Source organism: Streptomyces sp. NPDC102270 (genome assembly GCF_044766405.1).
Classification (GTDB): Bacteria; Actinomycetota; Actinomycetes; order Streptomycetales; family Streptomycetaceae; genus Streptomyces.
Map to the genome: position 1 here is coordinate 263762 of NZ_JBIWLX010000013.1, position 15909 is coordinate 279670.

The 15909-nt window shown below is 70.8% G+C and carries 18 protein-coding genes; 16 read left to right on the forward strand and 2 right to left on the reverse strand.

The window, feature by feature from the left end; translation table 11 throughout:
- The first annotated feature begins 61 nt into the window (after nt 1–61).
- The 7 genes from ACIRP7_RS28050 to ACIRP7_RS28080 all read left to right on the forward strand — a co-directional run bounded on the left by ACIRP7_RS28050 (nt 62) and on the right by ACIRP7_RS28080 (nt 6669).
- Nucleotides 62–370, forward strand: a complete 309-nt coding sequence (locus ACIRP7_RS28050; RefSeq protein ID WP_033530972.1) for a DUF6112 family protein — start codon at nt 62–64, stop codon at nt 368–370.
- Complete coding sequence (locus ACIRP7_RS28055) at nt 370–1056, forward strand: hypothetical protein (protein WP_403664830.1); 687 nt, start codon at nt 370–372, stop codon at nt 1054–1056. The genes ACIRP7_RS28050 and ACIRP7_RS28055 overlap by 1 nt, the downstream gene beginning before the upstream one ends.
- 38 nt (nt 1057–1094) lie before the next feature.
- Nucleotides 1095–2459 carry an ATP-binding protein gene (locus tag ACIRP7_RS28060; RefSeq protein ID WP_403664832.1) on the forward strand — a complete coding sequence of 455 codons (1365 nt, stop codon included), beginning with the start codon at nt 1095–1097 and terminating at the stop codon, nt 2457–2459.
- An 87-nt stretch (nt 2460–2546) separates the two neighbouring features.
- Entirely contained in the window at nt 2547–4019 is a 1473-nt protein-coding gene (locus ACIRP7_RS28065) for an SCO6880 family protein (RefSeq protein ID WP_403664834.1), read from the forward strand.
- 56 nt (nt 4020–4075) lie between these two features.
- A complete protein-coding gene (locus ACIRP7_RS28070; RefSeq protein ID WP_307169446.1) occupies nt 4076–4546 on the forward strand; it encodes a DUF6238 family protein in 471 nt (156 codons plus the stop codon).
- A gap of 23 nt (nt 4547–4569) precedes the next feature.
- Entirely contained in the window at nt 4570–5109 is a 540-nt protein-coding gene (locus ACIRP7_RS28075; RefSeq protein ID WP_403664836.1) for a hypothetical protein, read from the forward strand.
- Between the two features lie 45 nt (nt 5110–5154).
- Nucleotides 5155–6669: an ATP-binding protein gene (locus tag ACIRP7_RS28080; RefSeq protein ID WP_403664838.1), complete on the forward strand. Its 1515-nt coding sequence runs from the start codon at nt 5155–5157 to the stop codon at nt 6667–6669.
- A 46-nt stretch (nt 6670–6715) separates the two neighbouring features.
- Here ACIRP7_RS28080 and ACIRP7_RS28085 read toward each other — a convergent pair whose 3' ends face one another.
- Both ACIRP7_RS28085 and ACIRP7_RS28090 read right to left on the reverse strand, forming a co-directional pair.
- On the reverse strand, nt 6716–7162 hold the full coding sequence (locus tag ACIRP7_RS28085) for a hypothetical protein (protein WP_403664840.1): 447 nt from the start codon (nt 7160–7162) through the stop codon (nt 6716–6718).
- Between the two features lie 43 nt (nt 7163–7205).
- Nucleotides 7206–8666: a restriction endonuclease fold toxin-2 domain-containing protein gene (locus tag ACIRP7_RS28090; protein WP_403664842.1), complete on the reverse strand. Its 1461-nt coding sequence runs from the start codon at nt 8664–8666 to the stop codon at nt 7206–7208.
- A gap of 350 nt (nt 8667–9016) precedes the next feature.
- Here ACIRP7_RS28090 and ACIRP7_RS28095 point away from each other — a divergent pair, with 350 nt between their 5' ends.
- The 9 genes from ACIRP7_RS28095 to ACIRP7_RS28135 all read left to right on the forward strand — a co-directional run bounded on the left by ACIRP7_RS28095 (nt 9017) and on the right by ACIRP7_RS28135 (nt 15780).
- Nucleotides 9017–9214: a hypothetical protein gene (locus ACIRP7_RS28095; RefSeq protein WP_403664844.1), complete on the forward strand. Its 198-nt coding sequence runs from the start codon at nt 9017–9019 to the stop codon at nt 9212–9214.
- Nucleotides 9215–9560: 346 nt separating this feature from the next.
- Nucleotides 9561–10097 carry a hypothetical protein gene (locus ACIRP7_RS28100; RefSeq protein ID WP_403664845.1) on the forward strand — a complete coding sequence of 179 codons (537 nt, stop codon included), beginning with the start codon at nt 9561–9563 and terminating at the stop codon, nt 10095–10097.
- A gap of 235 nt (nt 10098–10332) precedes the next feature.
- Nucleotides 10333–10851 carry a hypothetical protein gene (locus tag ACIRP7_RS28105; RefSeq protein WP_403664847.1) on the forward strand — a complete coding sequence of 173 codons (519 nt, stop codon included), beginning with the start codon at nt 10333–10335 and terminating at the stop codon, nt 10849–10851.
- 472 nt (nt 10852–11323) lie between these two features.
- Nucleotides 11324–12052, forward strand: coding sequence for a hypothetical protein (locus tag ACIRP7_RS28110; RefSeq protein ID WP_403664849.1), 729 nt, complete (start codon nt 11324–11326; stop codon nt 12050–12052).
- A 77-nt stretch (nt 12053–12129) separates the two neighbouring features.
- Nucleotides 12130–12867: a glycosyltransferase family 2 protein gene (locus ACIRP7_RS28115; RefSeq protein WP_403664851.1), complete on the forward strand. Its 738-nt coding sequence runs from the start codon at nt 12130–12132 to the stop codon at nt 12865–12867.
- Between the two features lie 49 nt (nt 12868–12916).
- Nucleotides 12917–13726 carry a DUF317 domain-containing protein gene (locus tag ACIRP7_RS28120; RefSeq protein ID WP_403664853.1) on the forward strand — a complete coding sequence of 270 codons (810 nt, stop codon included), beginning with the start codon at nt 12917–12919 and terminating at the stop codon, nt 13724–13726.
- Between the two features lie 52 nt (nt 13727–13778).
- Entirely contained in the window at nt 13779–14963 is a 1185-nt protein-coding gene (locus ACIRP7_RS28125) for a hypothetical protein (RefSeq protein WP_403664855.1), read from the forward strand.
- 68 nt (nt 14964–15031) lie between these two features.
- A complete protein-coding gene (locus ACIRP7_RS28130) occupies nt 15032–15433 on the forward strand; it encodes a hypothetical protein (protein WP_403664857.1) in 402 nt (133 codons plus the stop codon).
- Nucleotides 15430–15780, forward strand: coding sequence for a hypothetical protein (locus ACIRP7_RS28135; RefSeq protein ID WP_403664859.1), 351 nt, complete (start codon nt 15430–15432; stop codon nt 15778–15780). The genes ACIRP7_RS28130 and ACIRP7_RS28135 overlap by 4 nt, the downstream gene beginning before the upstream one ends.
- The last annotated feature ends 129 nt before the right edge of the window (nt 15781–15909 follow it).

Consider the following 15909-nt stretch of genomic DNA (forward strand, 5'->3'; position numbering starts at 1 on the left):
CATCCCTCCCCTCTTTCTGTGATTCCCGCGCGCCGGGTTTCGGCGTACCCAAGGAGCCTCATTGCACCTGCTCGAAACCGTGCAGTATCTGGCCTACGACCCCGGCATCACGCCCTCGGGCGGTGGCCTGCCCGGCCTCGCCGTGCTCAAGAACGTCGTCAACTCGATCAACCTGTTCGCGATCGTCGCCGTGGTCGGCGCGCTCGCCGTCTCCCTCGGCGTGTGGGCGTGGGGCCACCACACCGGCGGCCACCAGGCCGAGGCCAACGGCAAGAAGGGCGCGGTCGTCGCGGCGGGCGCCGCCCTTGGTCTCGGCGCCGCGAACGGAGTCGTGGCGTTCTTCTCCGCCCTGGGGTCGCAGGTCCACTGATGCCGAAACCATTCCCCTCCCTGTCCGGCTACGGCCTCGGCTGGTCGACCCGCCAGCGCATCACAGTCCTCGCGACCGGCCTCGCCGTCCTGCTGGCCCTCGCCGTCGTCGTCGCCCTGCTCACCGGCCGCACCACAGCCGGCAACAGCCAGGCCGCCGCTCCGTCCTCCGGGCCGAGCAGCAGTACCTCCGCGTCCGCTGGCCCGACGGCGTCGGCCGGGGCCGGTTCGGTGGCCAAGCCCCCGCAGCTGGCGGACCCGGTCGCCTTCGCCAAGGCGGCCGCGGCAACACTGTGGTCGTACGACACCCGCACCACCAGCCGTGACCAGCAGCTCGCCGGAATGAGGGCGTGGCTGACGGCGGAGACGAAGTACGCCGACTGGTCCTCGATCGCCACACAGGTGCCGGATCCGGTGCTGTGGTCGCGGATGGCCGACCAGGACCAGTACGCCACCGCCACCGTCACGGAGGCCCACTACCCCTCGGCGTTCAAGCAGGCCCTGGCGGACGATCCGTCGGCGATCACCGAGGCGTACATCTACGCCGTCACCGTCACCGGCAAGCAGCAGATCGCCTGGAAGAAGGGCGGAGCCGGCGCCGAGGACCGCTCCATCACCCTCGCCGTGCAGTGCCGCCCCAACGCGAACTGCTCGCTGGTCTCCATCGCCCCCCGCGTCGTGCCCTGACCTGCCCCTAGCCCACCTGAGAAAGGAGGGGTTCCCCCTTGGGCTTCTGCGACCTCCCCCTCGCGGACAAACTCTGCGCCGTCGGTGACGCCGTGGATTTCGCCTCCGACCCGGGCACGGCCATCGGCAACTGGATGGCCAAGAGCGCGGGCGAACTCGCCGCAGCCGCAGCTGACTTGGCAGCCGAGGCGGTCAACACCACCACCAAGGTCGACCTCAACGCCGGGTGGTTCCGCGACAACTACGAGATGATCCTGCCGATCGGCCTGGTCGTCCTCGTCGCCACGTTCTGCGCCCAGCTCGTGCGCGCCGCGATCCGCCGCGACGGCCAGGCGCTCACCCAGGCATTCACCGGCACCGCCACCGGCGTGCTGTTCGCGTTCACCGCGATCGCCTTCACCACCGTCGCCATCGAAGTCGTCGACGCATTGAGCGCCGGACTCTTCAAGGCCGCCAACCTGGACATCGCCACGGCAGTGCGGCGGATCGTCAAGGTGGGGCAGATCGCCTCCCTGTCCGGCCTGGGCTGGCTCGTCACCGTCTTCGTCGGTGTCGGCGCCGCGATCGGCGCCTTCCTCTACTGGTGCGTGATGATGGTCCGCAAGGTCGGCATCCTCGTCATGGTCACCCTCGCCGTCTTCGCCGGAGCCGGCGGCGGCTGGGAGGTCGCCCGGCGCTGGCGCAAGGGCTGGATCGAAGCCACTGCCACCCTCGTCGTCAGCAAGTTGCTGATGACTGTGATCTTCGTCCTGGGGATCGCCGCGATGGGCAAGACCGAGGCGAAGGACGGCATCGCCGCCCTTGCCGACGTGATGGCCGGCATCGTCATCCTGGCGCTGGTCCTGCTGTGCCCGTATGCCACGTTCAAGTTCGTGCACTGGGCCGCCTCCGAGGGCTCCGACGCCGAGGCCCTGCACCGCTCCGGCGGAGCCGGTGCGCAGATGGCCCGTCAGCACGCCGAACGCGCCGGGCGCAAGGCCGCCGCCGCGGTCGCCACTGCCGGAAGTGGCGGTGCCGCGGCCGGAGCAGGCGCCGCTCCCCAGGGCCCGGACTCCGTTCCGGGCGGCTTCCCCGGCGACATCGCCACCAACCCCACGCCGGACACCGGCAAGGAAGGCGGCAGCTCAAACGCCCCGTCGTCCGGGGGCGAGGGGATCAAGAGCGGTCTGGAGAAGGCCGTCCAGCCCCCACCGACCAGCCCTCATGACGACACCAGTGGTCAGGTCGGCGGTACACCCGGACAGGGTGGCGGTTCCGGATCGCCCTCCAACGGCGGCGGCTTCATGTCGCAGCCCGGCGCCGGCGCCTCGACGCCACCGCCGCAGGGCGCCCCGCCGGCACCGAACTCGGCCGGCGCCTCCAGCGGAACCGGGGCACCGCCGCCCCCACCCACCGGCCTGTGAGCTTGCCCGACTCCGGGGCGGCACGCGCTGCGTATTCCTCGCCGCGCGCCGCCCCGGCCACCGCCCCGCGCACCATCGGAACGGCCATTGTCAGATCTCACCGTCACACCACTCACCGTCAAATTCCCCCACCGGTCCAGGCGCGGCATCCTGCTCGGCCTCTCCCTGCCCCAACTCGTCCTCGTGTCCTGCGCGTTGGCTCTGCTGCTGGTCACGGTGGTATCCACCGGGCTGCTCGGCGCCATCGCCCTGGCGCCGCTGTGGGCCGCGGTCTCCGCCCTGGTCGTCGTCCGCCGGCACGGCCGCTCGCTGATCGACTGGGCGCCGATCGTCCTGCGCTTCGCCCGGCGGCGGCGCACTGGCCAGACCCTGTGGCTCGCCCGGCCCGTCACGCGTCCCCGCCAGGACGGCATCCTCCATCTGCCCGGCACCGCCGCCTCACTGCGCGTGGTCACGCCCGGCGATTCCGCCAACCAGGCCGCCGCCGTGCACGACCCGCACGGTCAGACCCTGACCGCCGTCGCCCACGTCTCCAGCAGGGCCTTCGCACTCCTCGACCCGGCTAGGCAGAACCACAACGTCAGCAGCTGGGGGCGGGCCCTGGCGGGCATCGCCCGCACCGGCCACGTCGCCACTGTGCAGGTCCTGGAGCGCACCGTGCCCGACTCCGGCGACACCCTCGCCCGCCACTGGGCCCAGCAGGGGCGACCCGAAACGCCGGTCGCCGGACAGGTGTACGCCGACCTTGTCGCCTCCGCCGGCCCGGCCGCCGCCCCGCACGAGGCGTACCTGGCTATCTCCCTCGACCTCAAGGCCGCCAAGCGCCTCATCAGTCAGGCCGGCGGCGGACTGCCCGGCGCCTTCACCGTGATGGAACAGACCACGTCCTCCATCGCCCAGGCCGCGCGCAGCGCCGGACTGATGGTGACCGGCTGGCTCAGTGCCCGCGAGATCGCCGCCGTCATCCGCACCGCCTACGACCCCAGGGCGCTGTCCGCGCTGCAGCAGTGGTCCCACTCCGGCCGGGCGGAAGCCGACCCGGCAGCCGCCGGGCCCGTGGTCCAGGTCGAGGAGTACGACCGGCTCGCCACCGACTCCGCCCGGCACGCCACCTATTGGGTCGAGGACTGGCCCCGCACCGAAACGAGCGCGGGCTTCCTGCACGGCCTAATGTTCACCGCCGGCGTCCGGCGCACCCTTTCCCTTCTCTACGTACCGCAGGGGCTCGAGTCCGCGATGCGCGACGTGCAGCGCAAGAAGGCGGCGATCATCGCCGACGCCAACGAGCGCTCGCGTCGCGGACAGGTCGACTCCGAAGCCGACTCCCTCGAATACGCGGACGTCAAGGCCCGCGAGCGCCAGTTGATCGCCGGGCACGCCGACGTGGCGCTGACCGGGCTGCTCACCGTGTCCGCCGAGACCGACACCCTGCTCGACGCCGCGTGCGCGCAGATCGAGACCGCCGCCGTCACCGCCCAGGTCGACCTGCGGCGCCTGCTCTTCCAGCAGCCCGACGCCTTCGCTCTCGGTGCCCTCCCCCTCGCCCGCACAGCCCTGTAGCCCCACTCCGGCACCAGCCGACGTCCTGCCCCCATGGCAGGAAGGAACTCTCCCCTTTGACCTCTGCCATCCCCGTCGGCGACGCGTACCCGTACCTGCGGGCCGCCAGCGCCGGTATCCGCCACCACGCCCGCACCCTTACCCCCCGCACCCAGCACACCGCTTCACCCGTGGATCGCGTGCACCTCGACGTGCTGCACACCCATCTGACCGCACTGCACCAGTTCCTCGACCAGCTCGCCGAATCCACTCGGCCCCCGCATCCCGCCGTCGGCCGCCATCTCGCCACCGCGCACACCCGGCTGTTCCAGGCCGCCGCCGCCGTGCACGACGCCTTCCACCGCCTGCCTGTCACGGACGAGACCCCGACGGACACGGGCTGCCACCCCGAGCGGCTGCCCGAGGGTCCACCCGTCCTGACTATCTGCCAGCGCCACCTCGCCGCAGGTCACGTCGTCCGCCGCAAGACCACCCCGAGCGACCTCAACACCCCGCTGCACGGCCACACCACCACCTGCAGCCAGTAACCCCCACCACCGAAAGGCCCTCAATGCGCGCCCTGAAGCGCTCCACCTCCGCCGCCGTCGTCATCGCCGCGCTCGCCGGCACCGCCGCCCTGGCCACCACCACCCCGGCATCCGCCGCCAGCTACCACTGCAAGACCAGCAGCCACTCGGTCGACGACCCGAGCTACTGCGGACCCGACTCCGACAACTGGGACTTCGACGTGACGCTCTGCGCCATGCGGTCCGGCGGCTACATCTACACCACCGCCACCGTGTACTGGGACGGCCCGTACACGGCCAAGAACCGCAGCACCCTGACCTTCAACAAGGCCAAGTTCCAGCTCCAGACCAAGCGCAGCGTCAGCGGCACGGACCCGGTCGTGAAGTCCGGCGCCTACACCGGCCTTGAGCACGCGCTCGAACACAGCAGCGGCAACGGCAACGGCTCCTACTCGACCGGAACCCTCAAGTCCAAGGCGGACTCCGGCCGTTACCTCGCCGACGGCTACATCCAGCTGGACTGGTCGGGCGACGGCAAGAGCTATCGCAGCCCGATTCTGTTCACCGCTTCGCCAGTCGTCTGACCCCGCGCCGCGTCCAGACCGCCGTCACCTGAAAGCCGCCCCGTCATGAGCCACCGGCCTGCGCGCCGCGCCCGCCGCGCCAGCGCCAGCCCCCTGTTCACCCCGCACGGCACCGATCGCGCCTCCCGCAAGGCTGCCCGCCGGCAGCTCGCCGAGGCCGCCGCGAAGGCCCGCCTCGAAGCAGCCGCCCACACCAGCGGCGCTGGCGTAGCAGAACAGGAGATGCCGGCGCCCCTCTTCCCACCCGCCGGGCGACCCGGCCCCGCGTCCTCGCGCAACAACAGGCTCAAGCTGCCCGCCCACCGCATGACCACCGCTACCGCGAGCGGGGCGTACCCGTTTCTCGCCGAAGGCGGCCTCGGCGCCGAGGGCATCTACATCGGCCGCGACGTTCACGCCGAAGCCAGCTTCTGCTTCGATCCGTTCGCGCTGTACGGCAAGGTCGAGGGTTTCACCAACCCCAACGTGCTGTTGGCCGGGGTGATCGGACAGGGCAAGTCGGCGCTGGCCAAGAGCTTCGCGTTGAGGTCGATCGCCTTCGGGTACCGGGTCTACGTCCCGTGTGATCCGAAAGGGGAATGGACGCCCGTGGCGCAGGCGCTGGGCGGTACCTCCATCGCGCTCGGGCCGGGCCTGCCCGGAAAGCTGAACCCTCTGGACGCGGCGCCGCGGCCCAACAGCGTCTCTGAGGCCGACTGGGCGGGCGAGATCCGCAAGCGCCGCCTGCTGCTGCTCGGCTCGCTGGCCCGCACCGTGCTCGGGCGGGACCTGCTGCCGATGGAGCACACCGGCCTCGACGTCGCGCTGGATGCCGTCGTCACCCGCGCCGCCGCCACCGGTCGCACCCCGCTGCTCGGCGACATCGCCGCCACCCTCAACAACCCCGACGAACTCGACGTGGCCGGCGGCATCATGTCCGGCCGCCTCGGCGACGCCTCCCGCGACCTCGCCCACGCCATGCGCAGGCTGGTCCACGGCGACCTCGCCGGGATGTTCGACGCACCGAGCACGGTGGCCTTCAATCCCAACTCGCCAATGCTCACCATCGACCTGTCCCGCCTGGGCGGATCCGGCGACGACACCGCCTTGGTCTTGGCGATGACCTGCGCGTCCGCGTGGATGGAATCCGCACTGTCCGACCCGAACGGCGGCCGGCGCTGGATCGTCTACGACGAAGCCTGGCGCCTGATGCGCCACCCCGGCCTCCTGCAGCGCATGCAGTCCCAGTGGAAGCTGAGCCGCGGACTCGGCATCGCGAACCTGATGGTGATCCACCGGCTGTCCGACCTGCTCAGCGCCGGCGACGCCGGATCCCGCGGCCGCGCCCTGGCCGAAGGACTGCTCGCCGACTGCTCCACCCGCATCATCTACCGGCAGGAGACCGACCAACTCCATGCCGCAGCAGCCCTGCTGGGCCTGACCTCGGTGGAGACCGACGCGATCTCCCACCTCAACCGGGGCCGAGGCTTGTGGAAAGTGGCCGGGCGCAGCTTCATCGTGCAGCACCTCCTGCACCCCCACGAACTGGCGCTCTTCGACACCGACACCCGCATGCATTGAAAGGTTCCGGAATGCGGACCAGCCCGCAAGAGGCGTCTCTACACGGTCAGTCCAGGTCACCCGTCTCCACGAGATGTTCGGCGAAGACGGCGGCGATGTGCAGGGGATCGGCGTCCGGGACGGTCGCGTCGGGAAGATCGGCTTCCAGCCCCCACTCCGTGTTGAAGGTGACGGCCATACCCTCCGGCACCACGTCGGACCTGAGCCAGGTGACGAAGCCGGCCGCCAAGCCGACGGTGCAGTCCATGGCGGACACACCCTCGGGCGACAGTAGGGCCATGCCCTCCATCTGTTCGCCGTCCACCGTGACGCCGAAGTGCATCGAGGAACCGGTGACCGGCCCGTCCGTACCATCGTCGGTACGGATGAACTCATCGGGGTTACGCTCGCGCAGTCTGGCAGCCAGATCCTCGTACGTCAGCCCCCAGCTCTCACCTTCCGGCGGGGTAAAGACGTACATGGTGCGCAGTGCTGCGATCTCTTCCGGTTCCATCGTGACAGGCTGCTTCCTGGGCTGCGGGCGGTGTGAACAGTGGTCATGGAACGTAGCGGGCGTGGCCTTGGACTCCGTAGGCGGCCATCATGACGCGCCAGTACTGGACGGCGTCCTGATTGTTGGTGACGGTCTCGACGCCCCGCATTTGCGCATTGCGCGGGTCGTGGAGCGCGGCGGCGTACTTCTTCAGCTCGTCGCGGTCCGACCGGTAGAGGAAGTCCTTCTTGCCCGACGCATGGTTCTCGCGCAGCTCGTCGAGGGAGCGGTAGCAGCGCTGGTCCGGCTTGTTGACGTACTTGGCCTCGATCGCCATGCCGTCGCTGTCGCGGAAGCCGTCCACCATCAGGGTGCTCTTCGCGCTCAGCCCGGGCGGGATCGGCACTTCGAACTCGGGATAGCCGGCCACCCGCCGCTGGTAGGCGATCTCTGCCGGCCGTCCCCCGGAGAAGTCGCCCTCGCGCAGCGAGCTCAGCCAGGTCTGGAACTTCGTGCGCTCGCCCGGCGAGAGCGGCGGGAAACGCGGGTCGGGCGGGATGGCCGGTGAGATCGGCTGGACGCGGGGGCCGTTGGCTGGCCGGTAGGCCACCGGGACCAGCGTCGGGACCCGGATCAGCGGAGCCAGGAACGGGGGCAGACCCGGCAGAACGCTGTGCTTGTCCGGCTGCGGCATCTTCACCCGGGCCTGGGAGCTGTCCAGCGCGGGCGGGATCTGACCCAGCGAGGTGATCCGAGTGTCGGCGGCAATCAGGTCGTGCAGTCCACCGTCGTAGCCGTCCCCGCCGAACCTAGGCTGCTCCCACGGCATCAGCACCTCGCTGGCAGGTGAGGTCTGCTCGTACGGAAGCCGCCGCTTGGCTGTCTCGATGTGATCGGCGTACGCCTCGCAGGCATCGGCGAGCATCTTGCACGCGGACGGCAGGTTCGCCATCAGGGTCTCGTCTTCGCTCACCGTACTGGACGGCGACCGCTTGCCCACGAACCTGGTGAAGAACTCCTCGACCGCATCGGCCGTCGCCCCCACCTCGTCGAGGGTGGCGGTCTTCCACGCAGTCTCGCAGTCCCAGTACGCGCTCTCTAGGATCTTGCCCGCGCTGCGCCAGGACCCGGCCACCGCCCGCAGCTTGACCGGCTGCCCGAGGAAGCGCTCGTTGAACACGTACTGGTCCACTCCGCTGGTCTCGCCGACTACTTCGGGAAGGTCCTCGGCGTGGTGACTCGTACGCAGGCTGCAGTCCGGACCGGACGGTTGTGATCCGATCTCGGGGCCCTGAGGGCTATTGGCCAAGAGTTCCTCGGCGATCCGGCTCTCCGTCCTCAGGAACTCCTCGGCGGACTTCAGCAGCGCACCCGCGCCATTAGCCATCACCCGATGAGCGAAGCCGGCCTGCTCGAAGACCGTCTTGACCGCTTCCTGGTACACGGCGGCGAAGGCCCGTCCCGCCTCGTCGTCGCCGGCCATGCCCCCACTCTCGCCGAGTTCCGCGGAAAGCAGGCTGAGCATGTTGAAAATCAGGTCACGCAACTCCACCAAGGACCATGACGCGTTGACGAAGTTCTCCGTCTGATGCCGAATATCCAACGCTTCCCTCGCCGCATCCGACCCAACACCCCTTGCACCGTACACGGTTGCGAACAACGCCCACACGGGCAGCGGATGATCTCGGACACGCAACCACCCCGCCGCGAATGGCGGTTGGCACCGTGCCCGCCCGAGAACCTCCCCGCACCTCCCTCGACGCGCTCCTTAAACAGCCCCGCCCCGCCCCCCGCCGGCCCCGGCCAGGGGTGCCGGGCCCGACGCTGTGCGCCGACGGATCGATCACCCGCCGCACAACCGCACCTCAGGAAGCCATGTCCACACCCCGCACCGACCTGTCTGCACTCGCCGATCATCTGCCCGGCACCTGGACGAGCGAGTACCACCACCATCCCGCCCCCGCGGACCAGGCGCCCATCGTCGACCGCCCCTGGGACGCCAGCCACGTCGGATGCCTCACCACCGAGCGCGCCCCAGGTCACGACGCCGTCCTGCACAGCTCCCGACGGTGAGCAGCTCTACGTCACCGGCTGGGCCCCACTACCGCCACCAGTTCGCGGTGACCCCGCTGGAACCCGAGGACATGACCCCTGCACCAGATCACTCCGGTGCGGGAGCCGGACGGCATCGCGATCCGCAACGATCCCATCCGGGCCGCCGCGATCACCCAGAGCCTGCTGCTCCCTGTGGGGCGGCCCTGCGGCTCACGCTCCAGGACATCGGGGTCAACTTCCGCCGCGCCGCTCCCCTCCTGCCTCCCACTGCGGCATCAGCAGCCGCGAGCAAGGTGCTGCCAATGGTGTCCTCCTCCCCGAAATCCACTTTCCGCCGGTAGAACCCGGCGCCCGTATTAAGGAGTTGCCGCTGTCCGATCCCGACCAGCGGATGCTGCTGCACGACGTGGCCGACCGGCTCAACACCGTCGCCGACCACCTTCCGCTCCCCGACCAGATCCACCCTGGTCCAGCACTGAGCGAGATCCTGGACGACGAAGTCCGACACCTGGGCCGCCTGCTGGGATTCCTGGCCGGCGAGAGCGCCTTCCGTCACCGGGCCGCCACCCGCTCCCCGGCCCGGCCCACGACCACGGTGCGCCGCACGACCCTCGCGCTCGCGAACGCCGCCGAACCCACCGGGCTCGCGCTCGCCGCCCTCGGCGCCGCCGTTCACCACCTCGGCCATCTCGCCAACCTCTCCCACCAGATCCCTGTGCCCGCCCGCGACCGGGCGATCACCACCGAGCGCCAGCGGCTCGAAGACCGCCTCGGCGACAGCCGCATCTACCTCGCCCGCGCTGCGAAGCACCTGCGCGCCGCTGCCGACACCCGCACGCCACCGGCCGCGACCGCCGTGCTCTCCCCGTCGGCCACCACACCTCCATCCCGATCCCGCTGATCCCCTCCCCGGAGCGCCCTCATCCCCTCACACACCCCCGCCCGCCGCGCCGCCCTGCTGCTCACCACGCTCGCGACCGTCACGCTCACCGCGTCCGCCTGCACGACCTCCGACACCGGCAGCCACGACGCCATGACGAAGGCCACCCGCACCGACGCCTCCGGGCCGCCCGTCGCTTCCGGACTGACGACCTACGCGTAGCACCGCGGCCCGGTTCCACACCCGGAGGAGTTCCTTGTCCCTGTCCCACCCCAACTTCGAGCTGTCCGACAACGTGGGTCGTACCGGCGAGCAGATCAAAGACCACCGCGGCAAACGGCCCACCACCGACGACCTGCACCGCTGGGCCGCCCACGACGCCAAGCAGTTCACCGACGGCCTCACGATCGAGGACGCCGGGCAGAGCGTCATCGCCTGGACCCGCCAGCTGTACGGGGTGCGCACGACCGCCGAGTTCCAGGCCGTCGCCACCGCCGTCCTCGGCGACGGACACAGTGCTCTCAGCGAGCTGCACCAGTTCCTGGAGACGGCCGCCGAGTGGTGCGAGCGCAACCACGAGCCGGAGATCGCCGAACGGTACCGCCGGCACGCCGAGCAGCTGTCCGAACTCGGAGACGAACTCGGTTACTTGACCGACGACCACCTCGCCGACACCTACAGGCGCACGCACCCGTCAGCACCGGCACCGCCCACGAGCGGCCCCGCCGCGGCACCCGCGCCACCGGCCGCGCCCGCACGCCGCCCCTCCCGCTGACCCGCCCCGTCGACAGGAAGATTCTCTGTCCACTCGTTCTGTCATCGCCCGCCCCACCGCCAACGGCTACGTCGGGACGTACGTCCACTGGGACGGCTACCCCAGCCATCACCTGCCGCTGCTGCTCACCGCGCACCAGCACCGGTTCGCCGGCGACACCGAGGCCCTGGCCGCGTACCTCATCGACGACGCGCCGGAAGGCTGGTCCTCCCTCGGCACCGACCTCCTCGACGGAGCGCCCGACGCCCTGCGCGACCGCCTCGCCGCCGGCTGCGACCGGCCCGGCAAGCGCTACTCGGCCCGGCCGACCGTGCCGCCTCTGGTCTACACGGAGCGGACGGCGTCCCGCCTGAACTGGGGATACGTTCTCCACACGCGGCATCGAAGTGATCAGCGCGCCCGGCGTGGAACGCGGTCCCCTCGTCGCGTGGAGCACCGACCCCCGCGTCCGGCTCCGCGACACCCCCGTGCTGTGGAAGCCCGACCAGCCGATCCCGGCCACCACACCACCCCCGACCACCGCGCGGACCAGCACACCTGGCCCCGCCGCAGCCCGGCCGGCCCCCGCCTCGGCTCCGGCGCCGCGCGCCCGCTCGCACTGACCCGCCCCATCCCCCAGGAGACTTGTTTGTCCACCCGTGCGGTCATCGCCCGCCCCACCGCCGACGGCTATGCCGGCATGTACGTCCACTTCGACGGCTACCCCGACAGCAAACTCCCGCTGCTCCTGGCCGCCTACCAGCACCGGTTCGCCGGTGACGTGGAGGCGATGGCCCGACACCTGATCGACGAGGTGCACCACGGCTGGGAGGAACTGGGCACGGACCTCCTCGACGGTGCTCCCGCCACCTTGCGCCGCTCCCTGACCGGGGGCGAGGAGTACCCCAGCCGCCAGCTCACCAACGTGTACAACACCGACGGCACCCCGGCCGAGCGTGAACTGATCACGCAGGACGGCACCGAGGACCTGGAGTGGGCCTATGTCCTGCACGAGTCTGGCATCGAAGTGATCGGCCTGCTGGCGTACGACCGCGGACCCGTCGTCGGGTGGGGCACCGACCCGCGCAGCCGCATCGTCGCCGATCCCAGCGCGTGGAACCCGGATTCTTCGGCGCCGGTCGTGCCGCCGCGTACCGCCCCGCGCCTGTCCGCCACTGCTCCCGCATCGGCGCCGGCGCCCCGCAAGGGCGCCCGCCGATAGCCCCGGCAGCCCGCACCGTCCCTACCGAAGCCCGCCCGGAGAAGCCCCTGTCGCCGCACCCTCACCCTAAGATCACCGTGGTCATCGCCACCCAACTCCGCCCGGAGCGGCTGGCGTTCCTCACCGCCATGCACGCGAGCCTGTGCCGCCAGAGCGTCCCGTGGGAGGCCGTCGTCGCCCTCGACGGCGCCGAACCCACCCGGCTGCCCGCCGCGCTCGCCGCCGACCCCCGCATCCGCACCCTCGCCCTGCCGCGCTCGGTCGGCGCGGCCTGCGCCCGCAACTTCGCCCTCAACGAAGTGCGCACCGAGTACGTCCAATGGGCTGACGACGATGACGAGTTCACCGACTGGGCCATGGCGCTGCGGCTGCGCACGCTGGAGGAGACCGGGGTGGGCTGGTGTGCCGGATACAGCCAGGACCTGCACGCGGACGGGTCCACGACCCTGTGGCGGTGCCCGGCGCCGCCCGGCCGGCATGAGGCCGGGGACGTATGGCGGTACTGGCAGGACCCGGCCGACACCATCCCGCTCGGCCCGACCACCCTCCTGGCCCGAACTGACCTGGTGCGCGCGGCCCCCATGGGCGGTCTCGTACAGGGCGAGGATTACTGCGCTCTCGCGATCACCTGCCTCGCCCCGGGAATCCTGCTGCCCGTTCCGGTCTACCGGTACCGCAAGCATGCCGCGCAGATGACCGCGCAGGACTCCTACGACGAGTTGGAGGGAAAGGCACGGGTCTTCGCCCACCGGTTCGGTGCCAGCCTGCACGCCGCAGCGCGTGCTCTCCGCGATTCCGCCTCCTCCGCCGCGTAGTTGAGGCGCCCCGTTTCGTCGCCCGCTCCCCGATCCCACCGGAAGGACCATGCCCAACGACCCCGACCAGGACAGTCCCCGAGAGAAGATCCTCATCTCTCCCCGCTACCTGGCCGCCAGCCTCCCCAATGACCACCATCAGCTCCTGGACATCTTCGCCGAGGAAACTGCGTGGAGCGCACACGCCGACGCGTCGTCGTTGACCGTGACCAGCCCATGCCGACGCATCACGATCCGCCACGACCAAGCAGTGGTGGGCCGAGGCCCTCATATGGTGATCTCAGCCCGCACCGACGAAGAAGCTGCTGAGCGCTGGCGTGCGGATATCGCGGGCAATGTGCCGATCGAGTTCGTCGCCAGGCTCGTTGGCACCCTGGCAGGCGAACTGGCCGCCGATCCGGATCACGTCGTCTACGGCATCGGCGCCGAGCCCGGCCTGCGGGAGCTCTACGTCGACGTCGACTCTTGGACCCACTTCGACGACTTCGGGCTCTCCGGATTCATCTCGCATGACGGACACGCCGCCGTGGTCGGCCGCCCCGTGGACTCGCCAGCGCCGCCCATCCACGGAGACCCATCCATCACCTGGCACCTGGCCGCCTCCCCGGAAGACCTCGGCCATTTGTGGGACATCTCGTTCACGGACAAGACGCCGCCCTTCCTCATGCACGCGGTCGTCGCCGAGACGCTCGATCCCCGGCCCACCCTGCGCTCCATGTCCTTCCCTTTCCCCGGCGCCGTCGCCCCGCTGGTGACCATCGAACGCGTCTCATCGCCATCCCGCCGCCCCTCGGCGCAGCCTCCGCACGCCGAACCACCGCGCACCCCCGAGCCCAAGCGCGCCCCGAAGACCCGCTGAGCCCGGTCCGTCTGGACGAACTCGCCCGCGGTCTCGACCCACCAGGACCTTGATGCCCATCCCCTCCGCCGAGATCACCCTCACCACCAGCCGCCCCCTGGGGCTCGTCGCCATCGCCTCCGGCAAGAAGTACCCGCAGGCCCATCAAGCGCTGGAAGACGCCGGGTTCAGGCGTCTGCCCAACGGTGTGTTCACCGCTCCGCTGGCCGACGCGCAGGCTGCCCGGGACACAGCCAGCGCCCTGGTGCATCACGCCCACGAACACGGCGCCACCATCATCACCAGCAGCCGGCCCTACCTCGGCGACATCGGCACCGCGATCGCCGCCCGGCTGCCCGGCACCTGGAGCGCCGAGCTGGAGATCTACAGCCACCCGCTGTGGCAGGAAGACCTCTGGCCCATGCTCTGGGAAGCTGGCGAGATATACCGGGCCCTCGAAGGCCACCGCATCCCGTTCGCGTCCGTCCTGAAGAATGGCACCGGCATCGAGCTGCTGCTGATCGAGCGCCCCGGCCACCGCAGCGGATATCTCCTCGGCGCTCTCACCGACCGGGAGCAAGAGGACCCCCACGACGACCCCACCACGCCTCACAGCATCGTGCTGCCCGCCGATCCCGGCCTCGCCGCCCACGCCGTCACGCGCACGTTCCTGCCCGCCTACCGTCGCGCCCTGCACAACCAGGACCTGAACAACGTCCTGCGCGCCCTGGAGCGCATCCGGGAAGAACACCAGACCCTCCAGGCGATCAAGGACTCCGGCCGGTACAGCGACGGCGTTCCGCTCGGCAACTCCCGCCTGATCTCAGGACTGGAACGGGACTTCGCCGACCACGCCTGGCTGTCCTACCGCGACGTGCTCGAACACGCGCCGATCCTGCTCACCCGCTGCCGTCCCGCCGCCACCCCCTGGCCCGAAGACGCCGCGGCCCTGACCCGCCTGCGCGAGGCACTCGACCACAGCCAGGACGCCTGGAACGAATGGAACGACCTGCGCCATGACCTGTACTCGATCCCCCGCACACTGCCGGCCCACGAATGGAGCCAGGTCCGCGGGCAGCTCGGCCTCGCCGTCCTGCCCGCGATCGAAACGTGGCTCGCCGACAGCGAAGCGTTCGAGCGCCAGGCCCGCGCCGCCGTACCGGGCGGGCCGGCCGCGCTGTCCGCGCCCAGCCCGCGACTGCTCACCGCCCGCCCCGCGCCACTGCCCGCCCCGCGCTCCGCTGCACCGCACCGCTGACCGCTCAAAGAAAGGATTCGCCTCTGTCTGACCACTTTCGCTTCGGCGCCCATCCCGACCACGGCTTCGTGGCCGCCGCCACCGCGAACATCCCCGCGCACCTGGCCGACTGGTTCCTAGTCCGTGAACAGTTCGAGCCGGTCCCCGAAACCCCGGGCCTGTACCGGCTCACCCACCCCCAGCAGGACGGGGTCCGCCGTACCCGCCAGGCCGTCCTCGACCTTCGCCGACACGGCTACGAGGTGCAGGCCGACTACCCCCTCGACCCCGCCCTCACCGCCGGCCCACCGCAGCCGGCCGTGCCCAACAAGCTGATGGAGCGGCGCAACCCCATCGCGCAGGCAGCGGCCACCCGCTCCCCGCAAAGGCTCACCGCCCCGACAGCCACCCTCCCTGAGTTTGTGCCGCAGACCGCCGCTGTGCCCGTGGGCGACCGAGCACAGACAGCCGGAAAGGGGCGGAGCCGATGAGCGACGAAGCGATCCGCATCACCCGCGGCCTGGGCGGCGAAGTCGAAGTCGATGGCCCGGTCGATGCCTTCGCCGCGAGCGTCCTGGCCCGTGCTGGATTCGACACCTATTCCACGCTGCGCGGCGTGTGGATCCGGTTGCCGTTCGACCTGGGCCGCACCTGGGAGAACGAACACGCCACCTGGGCTGCGGAGATGCTCACCGCAGCCCTCTACAGCGTCGACCTCGACCCTGACCTGCGCCCCACCCCGGCCGCAGCGTCCGCACCGCCGACGCTGCGCCGCGCGAAGACTGCCATGACCGCGCAGCCCTCGCCCGCTGGCACCCCGCAGCGGCCACGGCGCTGACCCGGCGTTCCAAGACGAAAGCCCGCTGCCCTGACTTCCTCGGCGAGATCACCCTGCACCGCGCCGCCGGCAACACGGTGGTCGTGCTCTCCAGCGGGGAGCGGCACCGGTGGGCGACCACTGACCTGG